The organism is Paenarthrobacter aurescens, assembly GCF_025421775.1.
Classification (GTDB): Bacteria; Actinomycetota; Actinomycetes; order Actinomycetales; family Micrococcaceae; genus Arthrobacter; species Arthrobacter aurescens_B.
Genome location: NZ_JAOEFX010000003.1, coordinates 315,408 through 336,510 on the forward strand (window position 1 = coordinate 315,408; position 21,103 = coordinate 336,510).

The following is a 21,103-nucleotide window of genomic DNA, read 5'->3' on the forward strand; positions in this document are numbered from 1 at the left end:
AGTAAAAGTCCTTTGCATTTCGGGCGGCGGTGATAGTCAGCCGCCCGGTAGTCAGCAGATGGTGAATGGATGTGCGGTCCCGGCTGTTACCGGACCATCCAGTGCTCACGTACGGCTGATGCAGAGTTGCCCGGGTGTAGGACCGTGGGGTTGGTAGGACCAGGACGGAAAAATGGTGGGCAGTTCCCACGCTGCAGGGGTGACTTCGCCTGTCGTGCCGGGTGGGGGAGCGCTCAGGGAAGCTGTTGTGAGGGATGGGATGCAACTGGCAGCCTGAGTGCAGGAGCAGGTTCCAAATTCCGTGCCGTGATCGTCGCCAGCCGAGGCACCGCTCACCTCAAGAGAAGAGCCGTGCGCATGGTGGGACAATGAGGTGCCCACTACAGGTGATGCCGCATGAGTCCCATGCGATCCACCTGCCCCATGGGAACCGCTGATGATGTGCATTCCGAATATGCCTGCAATGACGGCCGTTACCAGAAGTAGAAGCAACGCCCGCCCGAGGAGGGCGGCACGAGGTTGAGGGGACAGCTGCTTGCTCATGATGCTTCACCACCTTCGTCCACTTCCAGTGGTGACAGTATACCCCCGTAGGGTATCTGAGAGCGATGCGTTATTGTTGGCACTCCTGGCCCTATGCATTCCTCCGATTTCCGGTGCGCTATTGCGATTCGAGGCCTAGAATCGTCGAATGGGCCTTCTAACGTTCAGCATCAACGTCACGCTTGATGGTTGCGTGGACCATCAGGAGGGCATCGCCGACGACGAGACGCACGCCCACTTCACGCGTCTCCTGGATCAGAGCGGCGCAATGCTCTGGGGCCGGACTACCTACGAAATGATGGAGGTCTACTGGCCCTTGGTTGCCCGCGGCGAAGTAGAAGCGCCGCCAGCCCTACGCGAGTGGGCGATCACCTTGGAGGGAAAACCCAAGTACGTCGTTTCCACAACGCGGAGCGACTTCCCCTGGACGAACAGCCACCGGCTGGTCGGCGAACTGGGTACGGCCGTTCAGGAACTCAAGGACAGGACTCCCAAGGGGGTGCTTGTCGGCAGCGGGAAACTAGCAACAGAGCTGGACCGATTGGGCCTGATCGACGAGTACAAATTCCTCATCCACCCCATGATCACAGGCCACGGACCCACCCTTTACCAAGGCGGACTGCCCAGCACCCGGCATCTTGAGCTGATCTCAGCCGAGCCGCTCAGCAACGGAGCGGTGGCGATGCATTATCGCCGGGCTGAATGAGGAAGGAGCAGGCACCGGACGACGTGGAGTTTGTACCACTCCACGCGGAACTGCGCTTTAGAAGTCCCCACCCGGGTAGATGCCCTCGGGTAAGGTGAAGCACGGCGAGCCCGAATCGATGTCAATCTGGTTTGGGGCCAGGCCTTCGGCGACAATATAGTTCTCCCCGCTTCCGCTGAGAGCGATCATTTGAACTTCATAGGAACCCCTGATGTCAAGCCTGTTCCTGACTCCAAAGAGGCCGCTCTGATATTGGGCTTCGATGTCCTTCACCACCGGCTCAATGTTCGTTCCTGCGGCAATCGTGATGGTGGTTGAACTCTTCCATTTGTGTTGGGTTTTGTTGCAAGACAGAAGCATGCCCTTCTTCTTCTGATCGATCGAGATAACAGCGTCTTTTGGGATTAGGGCGGCGAGCTTCACTTCCATGGCTTGGGCCTGGGTCTTTGCTTCCTGCCAGGTCAGTTCAGCTTTCATCGGTTCCTCTTGTGTTTTAACAGGCGTTGGCACGGTCGACTGGATTGAACCCGTGTTGGGGTTTCCAGCACAAGCGGCGAGCCCGATCGAACCTGCCACCAGCCACAACGCCATGGCACGGCGACGCGCCCTCATCTAGCCACAATTCCAAGCATGTCTTTGAGTACTTGCTCGTTGTTTTCGTTGTTTGAGTCGATGAGGTTGTGGTTGTTCATGAGGACCTAAAAATCCCCGCCCGGGTAGATGCCCTCGGGCAAAATGAAACACTCAGATCCCGAGGCGATACGGATTTCATTTGGGGCCAAGCCTTCTGCGACGATGTAGTTCTCCCCGCCTCCCAGATCGATTTGGATTCGATAGTCTTCGTCGACATTCCTGTCGGCGGATACTTTCGTTCCTTTCGCCCGGTAGTGGGCTTCGATGTCCTTCACGATCGGCTCGATGTTGGTTCCTCCAACGACCGTGATGGTAGTGGAACCTTTCCATTTGTGTTGGGTGCTGTTGCAGGACAGAAGCATGCCCTTCTTTTTCTGATCAATGGAGTAATCAGCATTTTTTGGGATCAGGGCGGCAATCTCCAGTTCCATTGCTTGTGTATGAGCTTTCGCTTGCTGCCATGTCAGCTCAGCATTCATCGTTGCCTCCTGTGTTTTGGCCGCAGTTGGCACAGTCGACTCCGTCGAACTCCCGGTGGGTGGCCCGGCGCAACCGGCAAGCCCGATCGAACCTGCCGCGAGCAACAACGCCATGGCACCGCGACGCGCCCTCATCGAGCCACAATGCCAAGCCTGTCTTTGAGTACTTGCTTGCTTGTCTTCGCTTGTGGAGGCGATGAGGTTCTGGTTGCTCATGAGGATCTAGAAATCCCCACCCGGGTAGATGCCCTCGGGCAAAGTGAAGCAAGGCGAACCTGATGCAATGCGAATGACGCCGGGATCGTCCTCCCTGATGAGATACATTTCCGAGGTGGCCGGATCGCTTATCTCAACACGAAAGGTGCCTTGTATGGTCCGGTCGCTTGAGACCTCAAAACGATGATCCGTGTAGTGTGCCCGAGCAGCCGTCTCAAGTTCTTTCACGACAGATTCAGCTTCGCTTCCCTCAGTCAGCGTGATCGAAGTCGAACCGTTCCAGTTGTGTTCGGTATTGCTGCAGGATAGGAGAACGCCCGTCTCTTTCTGGACTATGGAAGTAATCTTGTCCTTTGGGATCAAGGCCGCGATCTCCAGCGCTTCCTTTTCCGTGCTTGCTTTAGCTTCCTGCCAGGTCAGTTCGGCTATCAACGGTTCCTCCTGTGTATCACTGGCAGTTGGCACGGTTGACTCCGTCGAACTCGCGCTTGGGTTTCCGGCGCAGCCGGCAAGCCCGATTGAAACGACCAGCATCAACGCCACGGCGCCGCTCCGAATCCTCACCGAATTGCACTTCCCAGCATGCACTTGGGCACGTGCACGTTGTCCTCGCTGTACGAGGCGAGGAGGTTCTGGTTTTTCATGAGGATCTAAAAATTCCCGCCCGGGTAAATACCTTCTGGCAACGTGAAACACTCAGAGCCCGAATCAATGCGGATCTGGTTTGGGGCTAACCCTTCGGCGACAATGTAGTTTTCATCGCTCGTATTGTGAGGGCTTATCTGGACTTCGTATGATCCTCTGATATCAAGCCTGTCCTCGACGACGTATTGTCCACTCTGATAGTGGGTTTTGATTTCTTTCAGGATCGGCTCGATTTTGGTTCCTTCGGTGACCGTGATTGTCGTTGAACCATTCCAGCTGTGTTTGGTTCGGTTGCAGGACAGAAGCATGCCCTTCGTCTTCTGATCGATCGAGATGACGGCGTCTTCAGGGACTTGGGCGGCGATCTCCAGTTCCAGAGCTTGGGTATGAGCTTTGGCATCCTGCCATGTCAGTTCAACTTTCACCGGTTCCTCCTGTGTTTTGGTGGCGCTTGGCACAGTTGACTCTGTCGAACTCGTATTTGGGGTTCCGGCGCAACCCGTAAGCCCCATGAGGCCCGCCAGCAACAACGCCATGGTGCCGCGTCGCCCTATCATCGAGTCACAATTCCAAGCATGTCTTTGAGCGCTTTCTTGTTGTCTTTGCTGTCGGAGGCGATGAGGTTGTGGTTTTCCATGAGGATGTTCCCTTCTTCGACGGTGTTGATCGCTCTAAGTTGGTCGTCGTCGGGGCCGCGGTAGTAATGCTGTTCGAACTCATCGCGATGGATGGGGTTGTTTCCCTCCCACACAGCCCCTCTTTTCGTGATGAGGTTGGGAACTCCCTGACCATGGACGAGCAGATCATAGTAGTACAGGTTCGAGTATTCCGTGGTTGGCTGTGGTTTCCAGTCCGGGAGCATTCCGGCCCCGGCGAGGGATATTACTTTGTCATATCGGGCTCCGGCGACTTCGGAACTGGTGAGGTTCGCCAGGCCCCAGCTGTGCCCGATGCCAGTTTGTTCGGCACCGTTCAGGTAGGGGTCAGTGCGCATCCCGGTCTCGAAACCTGCCAGTTGCTGCCCCGAGGTGCGTGCAAGGTTCTCGTCGTTCGCCTCACCAATTCTCGCCAGGTTGGGACCTCCTGCGGTGTCCGCCTCTCCGGGGAACCGCCCATCCTTATAGACGAAAGCCACCGTCCCCGGCACGTTGTTATTGAGGTATTTCGAGACCTGCTGTACGCCGCCTTCGTAGAAGATGTTCAGTCCGGTGAACGTTCCCGGGACGTAGGTGATCACATGCCGTGTGTTGGGGTCTGGGGTGCCGATCATTTGCACAATCCGGGACTGGTCCCGGTCATAGAGGTAAAGCCGTACGTCCCCGGCTTCCACCTGCTTCAGGTAGGCCACCTCATTTTCCAGCATCTTTGTTCGGTTCGGGTCGTGGTGTGCTTGCCCGATCCCCGACAACTTCCGGGCTGTTTCCAGGTCTTTCTCCGCCGCGCGGAGCAGGCCTGGCGCGTTCAACTGGTTAGCCCGGACCCTAGCCAGTGCGGGCATCCCGTCCAAAGCGCCGAACATGGCCGGAGCCGCAGCCAGCAGGAGCTCCTGCACCTGCGTGAGCCCGGACTCGTTCGCTGCAGGGTGGGCTCCCGCGTTCATGCCCGCCCACCAAGTCCCGATCTTCGATGGGTCCAAGCCTCGCAGGGTCTGCTGCCATCCGGGTATTGTGGCCAATGCCTTCACGTCAGCCTCGGATGCAGTGGACAAGTAGCCCAGCAGCGCCGAGCCCGATAAGGTCATCGGCGCCGTTGCAAGCACAAGAACGCCGTTCGATACCGTTATCTGCCCGAGGTCACCGCTCCCACCGGCAGCGCGGAACGTGGACGCGATGTCGGAAAGCCGGGTCGCGTCCTGATGGTTGTCTTCCAGGAACCGTCGCAGCCCGCCACGGACAGCGTCGAGATCAGAGTGCGCCCAGGAGCACTTGTCCTCGAACTCGGACACAGCTGCACTGACTCTGTTGGCCGCGCCTCGGTCTGAGCCGTCCTGGATCCTGAAGGTTGACACTGCGGAGTCCAAGGTGTCCGGATCAGCGGAACTCGCCCCACCAGTGCTTCCACTCGCCCAGACACGAAACCCCTGCCGTGCAGTCTCCACGCTCACCACCGGACGGTCAGTCGCCTCCATCGACGGGCGCGGTCCCACATCCACTGCAAATCCGCCGCCAGCACGCGCCCAACCGGAGGCAAGCGCCCACTCCGTCACCTGATCCAAGCGACGCTGCTCAACCTCCGCGGCGCTCTTCGCTTGCTGTACCCGACGGGCAACGTCTTCCAACATATGGACCAGCTCCGTACGGGCCGCCCGTTCAGCGGCAACGTTCTCCCGGAAACAGTCAGCGAACACGCCCCGGAATTCCGTAAGAGCAGCAGTCGAGATCGCTTCCCGCCCGCCGCGTTGATCCTGCACCGTACGCGCTGCGTCTCGACATGCACCGATCAGACGATCGGCAACCCCCGTGTCGAAATTCATTTTACTCCATCAAATAGATAAACCCCCGGCGGCTCCACTATACCTAACGCGCTCGACGGATTCTGAATCGCTTTCGCAAAGCGCTGAGCGGTGGACGAGGGAGTCCGTGGAATTCTCCGGGCCCCCGCGGAGTTGTCCCGAACATGCACAACAAACGGATCGGTTTCCTCTCCTTCGGTCACTGGGCCCGCGTCCCGGGTTCCCTCGTGCCAACGGCTGGGGAGGCCCTGAAACAGGGCATCGAACTCGCTGTGGCCGCTGAGGAACTGGGCATCGACGGGGCCTTCTTCCGGGTGCACCACTTCGCCCGGCAGCAAGCATCGCCCTTTCCACTGCTGAGCGCTATTGCGGCACGGACCAGCCGGATCGAAATGGGGACCGGCGTCATCGACATGAGGTACGAAAACAGCCTCTACATGGCCGAGGAAGCAGCAGCCACGGACCTCATCAGTGATGGGCGGCTGCAGCTCGGAGTGAGCCGTGGTTCACCCGAACCCGCACGGAACGGAGCATCCAACTTCGGCTACGTCCCCGACGACGGTGAGGACGGTGGCGACATGGCCCGCCGCCACACTGCATTGTTCCGCAAAGCCATCGCCGGGCACGGGGTGGCCGAAGCGGACCCCCATTACGCCGGTGGGGCCACAGGTCTGCTGCCCATCCAACCCCAGTCACCCGGCCTCCCGCAGCGGATCTGGTGGGGCGCCGGAACCCGCAAAACGGCCGTGTGGGCTGCTGAGCAGGGGATGAACCTGATGAGCTCCACTCTCCTCACCGAGGACACGGGCGTGCCCTTCGATGAGTTACAGGCAGAGCAGATCCGGATGTTCCGCGAAGCCTGGGCCGCCGCAGGGCACGGCTTTGAACCGAGGATCTCCGTCAGCCGCAGCGTGATCCCCATCGTCGACGACGTCGACAACCACTACTTCGGTCTGCGCGCCCAAGCGGACAGCCAAGACCAAGTGGGAATTCTCGACGGCGCGTTGTCCCGCTTCGGGAAAAGCTACATCGGCGAGCCGGATCAACTGGCGGACGAACTGGCGAAGGATTCAGCCGTGCAGGCAGCCGATACGGTCTTGCTCACAGTGCCCAACCAGCTTGGCGTCGACTACAACGCCAAGCTGCTGGGCAACGTCGCCAAGCACGTCGCCCCTGCCTTCGGTTGGAGCGCGAAAGCCTAGGACGCCACCGCCACCAGCTCGAGAACAGAAGACGAAGCAGGCTCCGCGAACACCCGGTACCCCCGTTCGTGATCGAACCCATGGATTTCACGCGTATCCAAAGCAGCCATGAATTCGAGGGTCTGCCGGGTGACCACCTGGCCAGGGACCAGGATGGGGAACCCGGGCGGATAGGGCGTAACGAACCCTGCCGAGATTACTTCCTGTCCCGCGGCCACCGCCGCAGCCACCTCAGCCGCGGACAGGTACACCGTGGAATCGGGCTTGTAACTCTCAAAGTAGGCGGCCCGGATGTCCCCGTCCTCGCAGGAATCATCCGTACGGAAGCGCGCGGCAAAGGTGCTGAAGTCCGGGAGCGGGGGAGTGGGACGCGGAGCATCGGATGAGGCAGGTAGCGTCCGAGCCCGCGACGATGGATGTGGATTCTCAAAGCCCTCAGCGAGTTTCACCAGGACCTCGATCAGGTACGCGACGGAGCTGCGGGACGTGCCGATGTTGGTCATGAACAGCACAGTGTTCCGTGACGTCTTGTTCACTTGGATGCCGTGATCGTCCATGAGGTAGCTGTGGCGGAAAGTGTCGCCGTCGATCCCTGTCTTGCTGATGTCCAGCGTCAGGCGGCTGGGATCGATGACGAACTCGTCCCGCTGCCAGGCATCCTCCAGCTCGGCCAGCCCATCCCGCAGCGGCATGCTGGAGCCGGTTTCCCTATAGCGCGGACCGATGAGGTCCCGCGAGGTCAGCACACGGAAGTACTTCTTCAGCAGGGGATGCCGGGCCACGGCTTGGGCCACGGATACGGCAAGGTCCGATTGCCGTTGCACCAGGCCGAAGCCTTCCAGTTCCACCTGTCGTCTGCCAATGTCCAGGGAAGCCAGAATTTGGTAGTTGGGGGAGGTGGACGTGTGGGTCATGTATGCCTCGCGGAAGGACTCCCGGTTGGAGCCGGCGAAGTCTTGGTCATACACGTGGATCATGGAACCCTGCCGCAGCGAGGTCAACGTTTTGTGGGTTGACTGCGTTGCGTAGACCCGCAGGCGTGCCTTGGCAGGATCCGGAATCAGCCTGGTGGTGAGCCAGGCTTCGTCATCAACGGGTTCGCCCGTGGCCGGGTCATGTAGGGCGGCGGCCTGTTCCGCGTACCGGGCGGCGTAGGCAGGATCGCCGAAGGAAGCTTCCAAAGCGGCTGCTGCCGCCATGCCGGTTCGACGGCGGTACACCGGATGGGAGCGGGCGAAGGCAAACCACGCCTCATCCCACAGGAAAACCAGATCCGGTTTGATGGCCAGGCATTCCTCCATGACCCTTTCGACGTCGTACACAACGCCGTCAAAGGTGCAGTTGGTGAGGGTCACCATTTTCACCTCGTGAAGCCGGCCTGCCCGCCGGTACTCCAGGAGCCTGCGCTTCAGGCTGGCCAGCGGGACAGCACCATAAAACGCGTACTTGTCCAGGGGATAGGCATCCAAGTAGGACACACGGGCACCGGCAAGCACAAAGGCGTAGTGGTGCGATTTGTGGCAGTTGCGGTCCACCAGCACAACATCGCCCGGGGCAAGCAGTGACTGGTGCACGATCTTGTTGGCCGTGGATGTGCCGTTGGTGACAAAGTAGGTTCGTTGCGCCCCGAAGGCCCGGGCGGCGAGTTCCTGTGCGCGTTTGATGGAGCCGTGGGGATCCAGCAAAGAGTCCAGACCACCCGAGGTGGCGGACGTTTCGGCCAACAGCAGGTTTGTCCCGTAGAAATCGGCCATGTCCCGGATCCACGGTGAAGTCCCTACAGACGCACCCCGGGAAATCGGCAGGGCGTGGAAGACGCTGGCCGGGCGGCGGCTGTAGTCCTGCAATGCCGTGAAGAACGGTGTTTCGAAGCGTTCGGCCACCCCGGACAGCAGTGACAGATGCAAGTCCAGATGATCCTGTCGCCGGAAAATCCGCCGGAACTTCCTGGTGAGGGATCCCGCCAGGGACTCGATGGAAACCCCTGCCACCAGGTAGACATCAAGCTCCGGCCGAAGCCCGGAGACAGCCTCGGCCAGGGCAAGGATTCGCTCGATGGGCCGTGAGTCCTGCAAGTCTGCGGAAGTATGCCGGGCCAGGAACCTCCGGAGGTCGCTGCCCAACAGATGGGAGCTGCGGAGGGAGAAGCCCGGGCGAAGAACAACGGACTGGATATCGGGGTTCAGCATGATGGCCACCAAGGCATCCTCATAGCTGGGAACCACGTTGACCGTGTAGGTGAATGCATCCGAAGGGCGGCGCTGCGCAGCCATGGTGTTCTTGAGCGCCTCGGCTTCTTCGGGCTCCATGGTGTCCACCACCAGGACCTCAAAGCGTGGCCGCTCCGCCGGCTCGGGCTGGTCAACAGCTTCCTCGTCCGGGAGCTCAGCGCGCGGCACCGCAGCTGTTTCCCCGGACGAAGCGAGCGGGAGGTGGGACAAACCGCCTAGAAGCTGGAGCGCGGCCTGGGGTTCGCCGTCGTCGATTAACTGGCGCAACTGGGCCACGGCGTTGACGCCAGGTTCTGCCCAATACGGTTCCACCGCAGCCAGGAGGGCAAAAGTCCGGTCGATCTGGGACAGCAAACCGGACTCCTGGTGTCGGGCCGAGGCGAGCTGCCTGAGGGCGTATCCCAAAAACTCCCAAGCGTCGGCACGGGACCGCCAGGCCCTGCTGGGGGTGCCGATTTTCGGGGACGGGGAAGGGGTGCTCATGTGTTTCACTTTCAAACTGAAAAGGGGTCTAGGACGTCAGGGCTGTACGGATGCGGCCGCGATACGCGTACCAGCCGGCGATCAGCAGCGGCACCAGGACCAGCAGCGAGGCCAGCACCCAGCGGCCCGTTTCCGAGAACCCCATGGTGACCAGGACAAAGGCCAGGAAACCGAGCGTGATGTAAGAGGTCAAGGGTGCACCGAACAGCCGGAACGCTGGCCGGTCAACCCTGCCGATGCGCACCCATCGCTGCAGCTTGATGTGGCAGAGCATGATGGTGGCCCAGCCGCCGATGATGCCCACCGCCGAGACTTCCAGCACGATTTCGAAGACCTGGGATGGAACGATGGCGTTCAATCCAACACCCACCAAGGTGATGACCGCTGTCAGCAGGATGCCGCCGTAGGGCACCCCGGACTTACTGATCCGACCGGTGAATTGCGGAGCCGAGCCATTGACCGCCATGGAGCGGAGGATACGACCGGTGGAATAGAGGCCGGCGTTGAGGCTCGAGAGCGCGGCGGTGAGGACCACGAAGTTCATCACGGACGCAGAGATGGCTCCGGCCTGCGGATCGCCGAGGTGCGAGAAGAAGGTAACAAACGGGGATTCGCCGGCCTTGTAGGACGTGAAGGGAAGCAGGAGCGAGAGCAGCAGGACGGAGCCCACGTAGAAGACCCCGATGCGGATTACTACGGTGTTTACCGCTTTTGGCATCACTTTGTGGGGTTCGGCCGTTTCGCCGGCCGCGGTGCCCACCAGTTCCACCGCAGCGTAGGCAAACACCACACCGCTGATCGCCAGGAGCGGCGCCACGGAGCCCATGGGGAACATGCCACCGTTCTCAGCGATGACGTTGAAGCCCGGAACGCCAACATCCGTTCGGCCGCCGAAAACAATGAAGCAGATTCCCACCACGAGGAACGTCACCAAGGCGCCTACCTTGATCATGGCAAACCAAAACTCCATCTCGCCAAAGATCTTCACGGACACCAGGTTCAGGGAGAGCACCACTACCAAAGCGATCAACGCGATCAACCACTGCGGGATGTCGTTGATGGGTGCCCAATATTGGCCCCAGAACTTCACATACAGGGCTACGGCGGTGACGTCCACAATGGAGGTCATGGCCCAGTTCAGGAAGTAGAGCCAGCCGGCGGTGTAGGCCATTTTCTCGCCGTAAAACTCGCGGGCATAAGAAACAAAAGAGCCCGACGTGGGGCGGTACAGCACCAATTCGCCCAGTGCGCGGAGGATCAGGAACGCGAAGAATCCGCAGACGGCATAGACCAGGACCAGCGCTGGTCCGGATCCGTTCAAGCGGCCTCCGGCGCCCATGAACAACCCGGTGCCGATTGCGCCGCCGATGGCTATCATCTGGATCTGCCGGGGCTTGAGGGTCTTGCGGTAGCCGGCTTCCTCTTGGGCGAAAGCGTTCGACGGCGGACTGGCAGCCAGGTCAGTTGGGGAAGGAAGGGTTTGTGTGGACGCAGGGGTGGGTATCACTTCGGGGGTCTCCTTTGACTCCGTTGCCACCTCAGGTGGCTCAATACTCCACAACGTGGGGCTGACTGCCTCGCAGTTGCGCCTGAAAATGGCCGCGCTGCAGTCAGTCTTTGTGGTGTGTGGGACAGTCACCAACTCTAGGTCGCTGCCGTCGCCAACAAATTGGCTGGCGAACCAAATTCAGGGCCCGGCTCTTGTGCCGGGGGGACAACACTGCTGTTCTGAAGGGCCGGTAATGTTTCTCGCTGTGCGTGCCTGCGCACATGTACCGGCGGCGCCCTCAATGGCGAGGAAGCGTACTGCTGAAGAAACTGATGTGGAGAGGAAGCGATAGCTTCGTTGAAAGCCCTGGAAATTGACGACGACGGAGTCGTCACCTTATTGAGCGATGTCCTGGAAGACCTGGGTGTCGGCAACGCCCGGTTGCTGCTGGCCCCGGCAGAGGACAACAGAACCGTCCGCGAAACTGTCATTGTTGATGCTGAAGACGACGACGAGATCCGCCCAGGCGCCCTGGTCATGTTGATCGGCGTTCGCGGGCGTGCGGCGCTCCCTGCACTCCGCCGCATCATGGCGGGGCGTCCCACAGCAGTTGCGGTCAAGGGCAGCGAGCCCGAGTTGGAATCCGCGGCCGAGTTGCTCCAACCGACCGGCATTGGACTGGTGGCTGTTGCCCCGGGGCTCCGCTGGGATAAGTTCGAGAGCATAGCGCTGGACCGGGTCCGTGAGAACGATGTGCCAGGGGAGACCCCCACGTCAGTTCACCGCGATCTGTTCGCGATCGCCCAAACTACGGCCACACTGACCAACGGGCACGTGGTGATCGAAGATCCGGGCAACCGGGTCCTTGCCTACTCCCCGGCATCCAATGACGTTGACGAGCTCCGCCGGCTGTCCATCCTGGCGAGGCGTGGTCCTGAAAAGTACCAAAAACTCCTGAAGGAATCAGGGGTCTACAAGCACCTGCAGGCCACTGAAGCGCCTGTCCATGTGGAAGCCAACCTTGATGCGGGTCTTCGTGAACGCGTGGCGATCGGCATCCACGCGGGTAGCCGGGTCATGGGATACATCTGGTTGCAGGAAGGTGCTGAACCCTTGGCGGCCAACACGGACCGCATCATGGTGGGTGCGGCCCGGCACGCGGCCATCGAGTTGGTACGCCACCGCAATGAGCAGTCCCAGTCGATGCGCGAGGACCGGGTGTCCAGCCTGCTCAGTGGCACGGCACAGGTCCATTCGCAGGCCCAATCGGCAGGCATCGACCCTTCGAAGCCAGCGGCTTTGGTCCTGATCTCGGCGGGCGGGCTCAGCCAGAGCGCGGCGGGGCTTCAGCTCCGCAGGGGAGAGCTCTCCAAAGTGGCATCAATCCACGCGGCAGCGTACCGGCCTGGCGCCGTAGTGGGGGCGTTGGGGATGGAAACGGCCATCATCCTGCCCGATGTGGACCCGCTGAAATCAGTCCCCGCCATCAACCGCCTGGTCAACACCATTGTTCGTGATGCCACCACCCACCTTCACTTCCAGGTGCAGGCAGCAGTTGGTCCCATCGTTCCGCGCCTGGACGCCTTGCACGCCACCCTTGATCACGTGCGCAGCGTCCTCAAAGTCATGGAAGCAACACCGGACGTTCGCGTGGCCTCGTACAGCGACGTGGAAACAACGGTCCTCACCAGGGAGCTGCTGGAGTTGCTGGAATCCCGGACCACCCTGCGTCATGCAGGAATCACCCGGCTGTGCGGCCGCTACCCGGAATTCGCACTGACCCTCCTGACTTACCTGGAGTTCTTTGGCGACGTGAACCGGTGCGCCGAGGAATTGGCCGTCCACCGCAACACTGTTCATTACAGGCTCCGCCGCGCCTGCGAAGTGGCTGGGCTGGATCTGCAATCAGCGGATGAACGCCTGCTGGCACACCTCCAGATCAGGCTCTGGACCTACGCAGGGACCAAGGGCTAGGAACCATGGATATCCAGAATCTCCTCGACGACATCGTCGGGGCCGTGCAGCCGCATGTCGGCCAAGGCAACGTAGCTGACTACATCCCCCAACTGGGAGCCGTGGATGCCCAACAATTCGGCATATCCGTCTCCACCCGTGACGGCGAAGTGTTCTCGGCCGGAGACGCCCACGTGGACTTTTCCATCCAAAGCATCTCCAAGGTCTTTGCGCTTGCCTTGGTGCTGGCCTTCGATGGAGACAGTATTTGGAAGCGGGTGTTCCGGGAGCCCTCCGGCAACCCGTTCAATTCGTTGGTCCAGTTGGAAAGCGAAGACGGCATTCCCCGGAATCCATTCATCAACGCCGGCGCAATAGTTGTGACAGACCGGCTCTTAAGCCTGACAGGAAACGCCGCCCACGCCGTGCGGGACTTGATGCGCCAGGAGACCACCAAGGACAGCATCGATACCGATCACCACGTTGCCGGTTCGGAATTGGCCAACAGCCACCGCAATGCTTCTTTGGCCCACTTCCTGGCAAGCTGCGGCAACCTGGAAAACCCGGTGGACGACGTCCTGGACTCCTATGCGAAGCAATGCGCATTGGCCATGACGTGCGAAGACCTGGCGCTCGCAACCCGCTTCCTTGCCTCCAACGGCCTGGGTGCAGACGGGACGCTGTTGCTCTCACCGGCGCAGACCAAGAGGATCAACGCCGTCATGCTCACGTGTGGAACGTATGACGCCGCGGGCGAATTCGCGTACCGCGTGGGTCTTCCGGGCAAGAGCGGTGTGGGCGGCGGCATCGTGGCGGTAGTTCCGAACAAGTGCTCCATCAGCGTGTGGAGCCCTGGTCTGGGAAGGTCCGGGAATTCGGTGGCGGGTGTCGCAGCGCTGGACGAATTCACCACACGTACTGGCTGGTCGGTGTTTTAGGCGCATGATGGAGGGATGACCCCCAAGGACGGAAGAGGGCCCAAGGGCGGGAAGGCCCCCAAAGACCGCAAGCCTGCCGCGCCGGCGCCGGGAACCGAGCCCACCGCCGTCGCGTTCTTGGAGCGCTTGAAAATCCGCCAGTCGGATGTCGAGCAAGCCAAATACCAGCGGTACTTCAAGACCGGCCAAGGTGACTATGCCGAGGGCGACTTCTTCATGGGCGTGCGCATGGGTGAGGTATTCACGCTTGCCAAAGAGTTCGCGGTCATGCCGCTGGACGAGATAGAGCAGCTGCTGGAGGAAGACATCCACGAGGCACGCGCAGGTGCCGTGAAGATCATGTCGCTCCAAGCCCAGAAGAAGAAAACCACGGAAGAGCGACGCCACACGCTTTACGAGCTGTACCTGCGGCGGCATGACCGCATCAACAACTGGGACCTGGTGGACCTCGGAGCCGGCAGGGTAGTGGGTGGCTGGCTCATGGATAAGCCACGGGACCCCCTCTATGAACTGGCCCGTTCGGAAGACATGTGGGAGCGCCGGACGTCCATCGTGGCGACGTCGGCATTTATCCGTGAAGGCCAATTGGATGACACCTTTGCCATCGCCGAAATCCTGCTCGGCGACAAAGAGGACCTGATCCACAAAGCAGTGGGCGGCTGGGTCCGCGACGCAGGGCGCAGCAGCCGCGAACGCCTGCTGGCGTTCCTGGACGAGCACGCCGCCACCATGCCCAGAACCACCCTTCGTTACGCCATCGAGCATCTTGGCAAAGAGCAGCGGGCCCACTACCTGACGCTTAAAGACAGGGTTTCTCCGGGCTGACCGCGGAGATATGTGACGCCGGATTACCCAGCGTTACCGGGTGTTTCCGAGCCTTTGAAGCATGTTACGGAGCCGCCCTACAGTTTTTTCATGGCAATACAGGACATTTACCCCACCGCGCTGCGGCTGCTCGGCCGACCGGTGCTGGTTGTGGGCGGCGGACCCGTCGCGGAGCGCCGCGCCAAGGGGCTGTTCGACGCCGGGGCCAAAGTCACCGTCGTCGCTCCCGTTGCCACCGGGAACCTTCGCGAACTCGCCGCATCCGGACTCCTCACCTGGGAGCCGCGGGAGTACCGAACGTCAGACCTCGACGGCGTCTGGTTCGTTCAGACCGCCACTGGCGCATCCGCCGTGGACACCCAGGTAGCGGCCGACGCCGAAGCGCAGCGCATCTGGTGCGTCAACGCCTCGGACCATGAAGCATCGGCCGCGTGGACACCCGCCGTGGCCGTGGTGGACGACGTCAAGATCGCCATCAATGCCGGGGGAGACCCGCGCCGAGCCATGGCCCTCCGCAACGCCGTTGCCACCGCCCTGGAAACCGGTGACCTTCCGCTCCGCCGGCACCGCAAGCCGGACGCCGCCGGTAAGACGCCCGCCGGCTCCGTAGCCCTCGTCGGTGGTGGTCCTGGTGACTCGGGTCTCATCACGGTCCGCGGCAGGCGCCTGCTGGGCCAGGCCGACGTCGTGGTTGCGGACCGTCTTGGCCCGCGGGAGCTGCTCAAAGAGCTTGCCCCGGATGTCCGCGTGATCAAGGTCGGCAAGACGCCCGGCCACCACCCGGTTCCGCAGCTGGAGATCAACCGCATCCTGGTGGACGAAGCACTGAAGGGCAACCGGGTGGTCCGCCTCAAAGGCGGCGACCCCTACGTCCTGGGCCGCGGAGGCGAGGAAGCAGAGTTCTGCCGGCAGAACGGCGTCGAGGTTGAAGTGGTGTCCGGCGTGACGTCGGCAATCTCGGTTCCCGCCGCAGCTGGCATCCCGGTGACGCACCGTGGCCTGGCCAAGGGCTTCAGCGTGGTGACCGGACACGAAGAGTTGTCCGAGGTCCCCGCACGCCCCGATCACACTGTGGTGTTGCTCATGGGAGTGGCGCAGTTGCGTGATTCCGCGGCTGAGCTGGCAGGCTCGGGTCTGCCTTTGGACACACCAGTAGGTATCGTAGAGAACGGGTATTTGCCGGAACAGCGCGTCACCATCGGCACTCTGGGTACCATCGCGGACCAGGCGGAAGCCGTCGGCGTGGCCAACCCGGCAGTCATTGTGATCGGCGATGTGGTCCGTGTCAGCCCGTTTGCACCGCAACATTTCAAGACCGCTGACTACAGCACTATTACCCCCAATCGTCCCCGCGTCCGCAGTAACTGAGAAGAAGAAGGAACACAGCCGTGTCAATTAGCACCCCCGTAGGTTCTGCGGACCGTCCACTTCGCGTCGCCGTCATCGGCTCCGGCCCGGCAGGCGTGTACGCAGCGGACATCCTGACAAAGAGCGAGGCCGTCAAGAGCGGCGAGCTCACCGTCAGCATCGACCTCTTTGATCGTTACCCGGCTCCCTACGGCCTCATCCGTTACGGTGTTGCTCCGGACCACCCCCGCATCAAGGGCATCGTGAACGCGCTGCACAAGGTGCTGGACCGCGGCGACATCCGCTTCTTCGGCAACGTGGACTACGGCACGGACATCTCCATCGAGGACCTCCGCAAGCACTACGACGCCATCATCTTCGCCACCGGCGCCATCAAGGACGCGGACCTGAACATCCCGGGCATCGAACTCGAGGGTTCCTTCGGCGGCGCCGACTTCGTCTCCTGGTTCGACGGCCACCCGGACGTCTCCCGTGAATGGCCGCTGGAGGCCACCGAGATCGCTGTCCTCGGCAACGGCAACGTGGCCCTGGACGTGGCCCGCGTCCTCTCCAAGCACGCCGATGACCTGCTGGTCACCGAAATCCCGGACAACGTTTACGCCGGCCTCAAGAGCTCGCCGGTCACGGACGTGCACGTCTTCGGCCGCCGTGGCCCCGCACAGGTGAAGTTCACCCCGTTGGAATTGCGCGAACTCTCGCACTCCAAGGACGTGGACATCATCCTCTACGCCGAGGACTTCGAATTCGACGAAGAGTCCGACCGCCAGGTCCAGACGAACAACCAGATCAAGACCATGGTTGGCACGCTCACCAACTGGATTGCCGAGCAGCCTGAGGACCTCTCCGAGCTCAAGGCTTCCCGTCGCCTGCACCTGCACTTCCTGCACAGCCCGGTGGAGATCGTGGACTCCGCCGAAACCCCGGGCAAGGTTGCGGGCATCAAGTTCGAGCGCACCGAACTGGATGGCACGGGCAACGCCCGCGGCACCGGCGAGTTCATCGACTACCCGGTCCAGGCCGTCTACCGCGCCATCGGCTACTTCGGTTCGGCCCTGCCGGACGTCGAGTTCGACCACAAGAAGGGCGTCGTCACCAACGACGGCGGTCGCGTCCTGGACGCCGACGGCCAGCACGTGCCGGGTCTCTACGCAACGGGCTGGATCAAGCGTGGTCCGGTTGGCCTCATCGGCCACACCAAGGGCGACGCTCTGGAAACCGTCACGTACCTGCTGGAAGACCGCGAAAACCTGCCGCTGGCCGAGGTTCCCGGAGCTGACGCAGTGGTGGAACTCCTTGACGCCCGCGGCGTGAAGTTCACCAGCTGGGAAGGTTGGCTGGCACTGGACGCCCACGAGCTCGCACTCGGCGCAGCAGCCACTGAGGCCGGAACCTCCCACGGTGTTGAGGTCAAGCGCGAGCGCATCAAGGTTGTGCCGCGCGAGGACATGGTCAACATCTCCCGTGATGGCGTGGCCGCACAGGTCTAGTTCTTCCGTTTCACGGCAGGCGGGGTTGCTCATTGGAGTGGCCCCGCCTTGCTTTAATCCTGGGTGGTTAGCCCTGGAGCTTTACCCCCAGCGTTACCCTGAGTCATGGACGTCGTCGTCATTGAAACGCCCCAGCTGGGGGACCGCAGCTACTTGGTGCACGACGGCGCCGTGGCGTTGGTGATCGATCCCCAACGGGACATCGATCGTGTTGAAGCTGCTGCCCTTGAAGCCGGCGTCCGGATCACGCACGTCGCGGAAACCCACCTCCACAACGACTACGTCACCGGCGGGCTAGCCCTTGCGGCCACGCATGGCGCCGAGTACTGGGTCAATGCCTCGGATGTGGTCGCATTCGCGCGCGTCCCCGTCAGGGACGGCCAGGTTCTCCGCGTTGGCCGCCTTTTGGTAAAAGTCGTGGCCACGCCAGGTCATACGCACACGCACCTTTCGTACGTGGTCCGGGAGGACGCGCACGACGGCGGCCCTGAGGCCGTGTTTTCCGGGGGCAGCTTGCTCTACGGTTCGGTTGGACGGACGGACCTGGTCTCGCCCCATGACACCGCCAAGTTGGCCCACGATCAGTACTCGTCAGTCCGTCGTTTGGTGGATTCAGCGGATCCTGAAGCGGAGCTCTACCCGACCCACGGTTTTGGATCGTTCTGTTCCAGCGGCCCAGCGAGCCACCAGGAAGCTTCAACGATCGGCGAGCAATCCGGGTCCAACCACGCCCTGACGGATCCCAACGAGGACCACTTTGTTTCAGAGTTGTTGGCCAACATCACGGCTTACCCGGCGTATTACGCCCATATGAGTCCGCTGAATGCGGCCGGCGTTGGCCCTGCGGTCTTGGACGTGCCGGACTCCGTTGATCCGGAGGAGCTGGACCGGCGTCTCACAGCTGGGGAATGGGTGGTGGATCTGCGTCATCGCGTGGCCTTCGCGGACAGCCACCTGCACGGAAGTGTGAGCTTCGAGTACGGGAAGGGCGATAATTTCACCAGCTACCTCGGCTGGGTGATCCCATGGAAACAGCCACTCACATTGCTGGGCCCCGTGGGCGAGGTGAAAAAGGCGATCCGAGACCTGGCGAGGATCGGCATCGACAGTCCGGATGCCGCCGTCGGGCCTCAACCTGGTGACTGGGCACCGGAGTCTCCACGTGCGAGCTACCCGCATGGGGACTGGACAGCGCTCCTCAAAAACCGGGAGCCGGAGGACGTGGTGCTGGATGTTCGTCGCCGGGAGGAATTCGGGGCCGCGCACGTTGTGGGTGCGCTGAACGTGCCCGTGTATGAGCTCCCCGGCAGGATCACGGAGCTGCCGGATGCGAGGATTTGGGTGCACTGTGCCACGGGCTACCGGGCAAGTGTTGCCGCCAGCTTGCTGGACCGGGCCGGGCGTGATGTGGTGCTCATCAACGCCAGGTTCAAGGACGCTGCAGGGGCCGGCATCGAAACGGAGCCGTAGAGAGGAGAAACTACCGCGGGCCCTGGTCCGAACAGTAGTCCAGGTTCCTGTACACGCTGCGGATGGCGGCGTCGGGATCCTGGGCCTCAATCGCGTCCACCAGTTCGTCATGGCCTTCACGGGGGATGCCGTTGAAGCCGCCCTTGCGCTGCTGCCGGAGGAGGTCGTTGTGGAAGACGCCACCGAACGAAACATACAGCTGGTGCAGCAGCGGATTGCCGGAAGCCAAGGCAACGCGTTCATGGAACTCCCAGTCGGCGCCGGCCCACGTGGGGTAGTCCTCGGCCTGCCAGGCGTCATGTCGGAGGGCAAGGAGCCGGCGCATCTCCGCCAGGTCCTCCGCCGTTGCGTGCTTGGTGGCCAGGCGTGCTGCCTGCGTATCCAGGCCCAGCCGGACTTCCACAATGTGTTCCTGCGTGTGCTCCAGGTACATGCGTTGGGCTGCGCCGGACATCTCGCTGTTGGCCCGGACATACGTGCCGTCGCCGCGTCGTACCTCCAGCATGCCCGAGTGCGCCAGCGCCTTAATGGCTTCGCGCAGGGTGCCCCGCGAAACGCCGAGGCTGGACATGAGTTCCGGCTCAGCGGGAATGCGTTCCTGAAGCGGCCATTCACCGGACTTGATCATGTCCCGCAGCTTGGCGGTGATCTCCTCGGCCAAGGCCGGGCGATGCGAAGGAGTAAGGGTCATGCTGTCCTCGGTCCGGTCTTTGTGGCTGTGCGCTTGCTGGTGAGCAGGTGGCAGGTAACCATGAGCGCCACAGCCACGATGGACAGCAGGCTCAGGGGCAGCACCCAGCCGCCGGTAGCGCTGTGGAGCAGGCCCATGCCAAAGGGGCCAATGGCCGCAATCAAGTATCCCAGCGATTGGGCGATGGTGGAAAGCGCGGTGGTTTCCGCCGTCGACCGCCCGCTGCGGCTGATGATCACCAGAACCAGCGGGAAGATGCCCAAGCCGAATCCGAACAGGACGGCGGGAACTACCGCCAACGACGTCGGCAGCCAGACCATGGCGGCGATGGCAAGGAGGGTGGAGCTGCTGGCGAGGTAAAGGGCGGGGCGGAGCATGCCGGGCCGGGAGCCGAAGGCGAGCAGGATCATGCCGGCGGCCACGGAGACCAACTGCATCACGCCGAACTGCAAGCCGCTTTCGGAAGCACTGAGGCCCTGCGACGTGAGGATGTACGCGAACCAGCTCATCACGGCGTAGGCGAGGAAGGCCTGGAACGTAAAGATCGCGGTGATCAGAATGCCCAGCCGGGTGCGCAGCAGCGGCCACATGGAGACCCGCGGCCGATCAGTCTTGGTGGAGTTCCGGTGGGTGTGCAGGACTATCGGCAGGAAGCCGAGGAGGGCCGCGACACCCAGCATTCCCCAGGCAGCCAGACCCATGGAGGGTGAGCCGAGTTCCTGCGCCAAGGGAACGCTGACGACTGCGGCGAAGGTGGCGCCGCCGGACATGGTGAACGTGTAAAGGCCGGTCATCATTGAGGTGCGCTCGGAGTAGTGCTCGCGGATGAATGAGGGCATGGCCACGTTGCATACTGCCAGTCCGGACATGGCCAGGACGGTGCCACCGAGGAGGGCGCCCGTCACCGGAACGCCACGCACCAACAAGCCGCCGGCCAGCAGCGCCAGGGCTATGGCAATGGCTTTCTCGACACCCACGCGACGGGTCAACCACGACGTTCCCATGCCTGCGACAGCAAAGCACAGCAGGGGGATGGACGGCAGGATGGACGCCACCAAAGCGCCGTAGCCCAGCACCTGTTGCAGTTCGTGGAACAGGGCAGCGGCGCTGGTGATGCCCGCCCGCAGGTTCAGGCCGATAAGTACAACGGCAATAATGCCGACGACGGCGACGACGCGGGTCTTCGGGACGGCTGCGTTGACCGAAAGGGCAGGAGCAGCCTGGGCGGTGGGAATCGTAGGGATGTTTCCGGTGCTGGGGGTAAGAGGAGTCGTCGCGGCCATATCTAAAGG

17 protein-coding genes are annotated in these 21,103 nt (G+C 62.0%); 8 read left to right on the forward strand and 9 right to left on the reverse strand.

Going from position 1 to position 21,103, the window contains the following annotated elements:
- The first annotated feature begins 691 nt into the window (after positions 1-691).
- Complete coding sequence (locus tag N7568_RS07590; protein WP_261609282.1) at positions 692-1,249, forward strand: dihydrofolate reductase family protein; 558 nt, start codon at positions 692-694, stop codon at positions 1,247-1,249.
- 57 nt (positions 1,250-1,306) lie between these two features.
- Here N7568_RS07590 and N7568_RS07595 read toward each other — a convergent pair whose 3' ends face one another.
- The 5 genes from N7568_RS07595 to N7568_RS07615 all read right to left on the reverse strand — a co-directional run bounded on the left by N7568_RS07595 (position 1,307) and on the right by N7568_RS07615 (position 5,695).
- Positions 1,307-1,861, reverse strand: coding sequence for a hypothetical protein (locus N7568_RS07595; RefSeq protein ID WP_261609283.1), 555 nt, complete (start codon positions 1,859-1,861; stop codon positions 1,307-1,309).
- 86 nt (positions 1,862-1,947) lie between these two features.
- On the reverse strand, positions 1,948-2,577 hold the full coding sequence (locus tag N7568_RS07600; RefSeq protein WP_231340061.1) for a hypothetical protein: 630 nt from the start codon (positions 2,575-2,577) through the stop codon (positions 1,948-1,950).
- Between the two features lie 6 nt (positions 2,578-2,583).
- Complete coding sequence (locus N7568_RS07605; RefSeq protein ID WP_261609284.1) at positions 2,584-3,120, reverse strand: hypothetical protein; 537 nt, start codon at positions 3,118-3,120, stop codon at positions 2,584-2,586.
- Positions 3,121-3,227: 107 nt separating this feature from the next.
- Positions 3,228-3,758 carry a hypothetical protein gene (locus tag N7568_RS07610; protein WP_155854051.1) on the reverse strand — a complete coding sequence of 177 codons (531 nt, stop codon included), beginning with the start codon at positions 3,756-3,758 and terminating at the stop codon, positions 3,228-3,230.
- A 17-nt stretch (positions 3,759-3,775) separates the two neighbouring features.
- Positions 3,776-5,695, reverse strand: a complete 1,920-nt coding sequence (locus N7568_RS07615; RefSeq protein WP_261609285.1) for a hypothetical protein — start codon at positions 5,693-5,695, stop codon at positions 3,776-3,778.
- 143 nt (positions 5,696-5,838) lie between these two features.
- Here N7568_RS07615 and N7568_RS07620 point away from each other — a divergent pair, with 143 nt between their 5' ends.
- Positions 5,839-6,876 (forward strand): LLM class flavin-dependent oxidoreductase, encoded by a 1,038-nt coding sequence (locus tag N7568_RS07620; protein WP_261609286.1) that lies wholly within the window; start codon positions 5,839-5,841, stop codon positions 6,874-6,876.
- On the opposite strand, the gene N7568_RS07625 is transcribed toward N7568_RS07620, so the two are convergent.
- Both N7568_RS07625 and N7568_RS07630 read right to left on the reverse strand, forming a co-directional pair.
- Positions 6,873-9,590 carry an aminotransferase class I/II-fold pyridoxal phosphate-dependent enzyme gene (locus N7568_RS07625; protein ID WP_261609287.1) on the reverse strand — a complete coding sequence of 906 codons (2,718 nt, stop codon included), beginning with the start codon at positions 9,588-9,590 and terminating at the stop codon, positions 6,873-6,875. The two genes, N7568_RS07620 and N7568_RS07625, sit on opposite strands and share 4 nt — an antisense overlap.
- A 28-nt stretch (positions 9,591-9,618) precedes the next feature.
- Entirely contained in the window at positions 9,619-11,097 is a 1,479-nt protein-coding gene (locus N7568_RS07630) for an amino acid permease (protein ID WP_439898968.1), read from the reverse strand.
- 339 nt (positions 11,098-11,436) lie between these two features.
- Here N7568_RS07630 and N7568_RS07635 point away from each other — a divergent pair, with 339 nt between their 5' ends.
- The 6 genes from N7568_RS07635 (at position 11,437) to N7568_RS07660 (ending at position 19,120) form a co-directional block, all read left to right on the forward strand.
- Entirely contained in the window at positions 11,437-13,053 is a 1,617-nt protein-coding gene (locus N7568_RS07635; RefSeq protein ID WP_261609288.1) for a PucR family transcriptional regulator, read from the forward strand.
- Positions 13,054-13,058: 5 nt separating this feature from the next.
- Positions 13,059-13,970, forward strand: a complete 912-nt coding sequence (locus N7568_RS07640) for a glutaminase (RefSeq protein WP_261609289.1) — start codon at positions 13,059-13,061, stop codon at positions 13,968-13,970.
- Positions 13,971-13,985: 15 nt separating this feature from the next.
- The gene (locus N7568_RS07645; RefSeq protein ID WP_261609290.1) at positions 13,986-14,795 is read left to right on the forward strand and encodes a DNA alkylation repair protein; all 810 of its coding nucleotides are present in this window, start codon (positions 13,986-13,988) and stop codon (positions 14,793-14,795) included.
- A gap of 90 nt (positions 14,796-14,885) precedes the next feature.
- Complete coding sequence (cobA, locus tag N7568_RS07650; protein WP_261609291.1) at positions 14,886-16,163, forward strand: uroporphyrinogen-III C-methyltransferase; 1,278 nt, start codon at positions 14,886-14,888, stop codon at positions 16,161-16,163.
- A 20-nt stretch (positions 16,164-16,183) separates the two neighbouring features.
- Positions 16,184-17,650 carry an FAD-dependent oxidoreductase gene (locus N7568_RS07655; RefSeq protein WP_261609292.1) on the forward strand — a complete coding sequence of 489 codons (1,467 nt, stop codon included), beginning with the start codon at positions 16,184-16,186 and terminating at the stop codon, positions 17,648-17,650.
- A gap of 105 nt (positions 17,651-17,755) precedes the next feature.
- Positions 17,756-19,120, forward strand: a complete 1,365-nt coding sequence (locus tag N7568_RS07660; RefSeq protein WP_261609293.1) for an MBL fold metallo-hydrolase — start codon at positions 17,756-17,758, stop codon at positions 19,118-19,120.
- Positions 19,121-19,130: 10 nt separating this feature from the next.
- On the opposite strand, the gene N7568_RS07665 is transcribed toward N7568_RS07660, so the two are convergent.
- Positions 19,131-19,811, reverse strand: coding sequence for a FadR/GntR family transcriptional regulator (locus N7568_RS07665; RefSeq protein ID WP_261609294.1), 681 nt, complete (start codon positions 19,809-19,811; stop codon positions 19,131-19,133).
- Positions 19,808-21,094 (reverse strand): MFS transporter, encoded by a 1,287-nt coding sequence (locus N7568_RS07670; RefSeq protein WP_261609295.1) that lies wholly within the window; start codon positions 21,092-21,094, stop codon positions 19,808-19,810. The genes N7568_RS07665 and N7568_RS07670 overlap by 4 nt, the downstream gene beginning before the upstream one ends.
- Between the last annotated feature and the right edge of the window lie 9 nt (positions 21,095-21,103).

What these genes read in the sequence shown, in the direction of transcription:
- N7568_RS07590 (WP_261609282.1), top strand. Translation starts at nt 692, where the DNA reads ATGGGCCTTCTAACGTTCAGCATCAACGTCACGCTTGATGGTTGCGTG.
- N7568_RS07595 (WP_261609283.1), bottom strand. Translation starts at nt 1,861, where the DNA reads ATGAGGGCGCGTCGCCGTGCCATGGCGTTGTGGCTGGTGGCAGGTTCG.
- N7568_RS07600 (WP_231340061.1), bottom strand. Translation starts at nt 2,577, where the DNA reads ATGAGCAACCAGAACCTCATCGCCTCCACAAGCGAAGACAAGCAAGCA.
- N7568_RS07610 (WP_155854051.1), bottom strand. Translation starts at nt 3,758, where the DNA reads ATGGCGTTGTTGCTGGCGGGCCTCATGGGGCTTACGGGTTGCGCCGGA.
- N7568_RS07615 (WP_261609285.1), bottom strand. Translation starts at nt 5,695, where the DNA reads ATGAATTTCGACACGGGGGTTGCCGATCGTCTGATCGGTGCATGTCGA.
- N7568_RS07620 (WP_261609286.1), top strand. Translation starts at nt 5,839, where the DNA reads ATGCACAACAAACGGATCGGTTTCCTCTCCTTCGGTCACTGGGCCCGC.
- N7568_RS07625 (WP_261609287.1), bottom strand. Translation starts at nt 9,590, where the DNA reads ATGAGCACCCCTTCCCCGTCCCCGAAAATCGGCACCCCCAGCAGGGCC.
- N7568_RS07640 (WP_261609289.1), top strand. Translation starts at nt 13,059, where the DNA reads ATGGATATCCAGAATCTCCTCGACGACATCGTCGGGGCCGTGCAGCCG.
- N7568_RS07645 (WP_261609290.1), top strand. Translation starts at nt 13,986, where the DNA reads ATGACCCCCAAGGACGGAAGAGGGCCCAAGGGCGGGAAGGCCCCCAAA.
- cobA (WP_261609291.1), top strand. Translation starts at nt 14,886, where the DNA reads ATGGCAATACAGGACATTTACCCCACCGCGCTGCGGCTGCTCGGCCGA.
- N7568_RS07660 (WP_261609293.1), top strand. Translation starts at nt 17,756, where the DNA reads ATGGACGTCGTCGTCATTGAAACGCCCCAGCTGGGGGACCGCAGCTAC.
- N7568_RS07665 (WP_261609294.1), bottom strand. Translation starts at nt 19,811, where the DNA reads ATGACCCTTACTCCTTCGCATCGCCCGGCCTTGGCCGAGGAGATCACC.
- N7568_RS07670 (WP_261609295.1), bottom strand. Translation starts at nt 21,094, where the DNA reads ATGGCCGCGACGACTCCTCTTACCCCCAGCACCGGAAACATCCCTACG.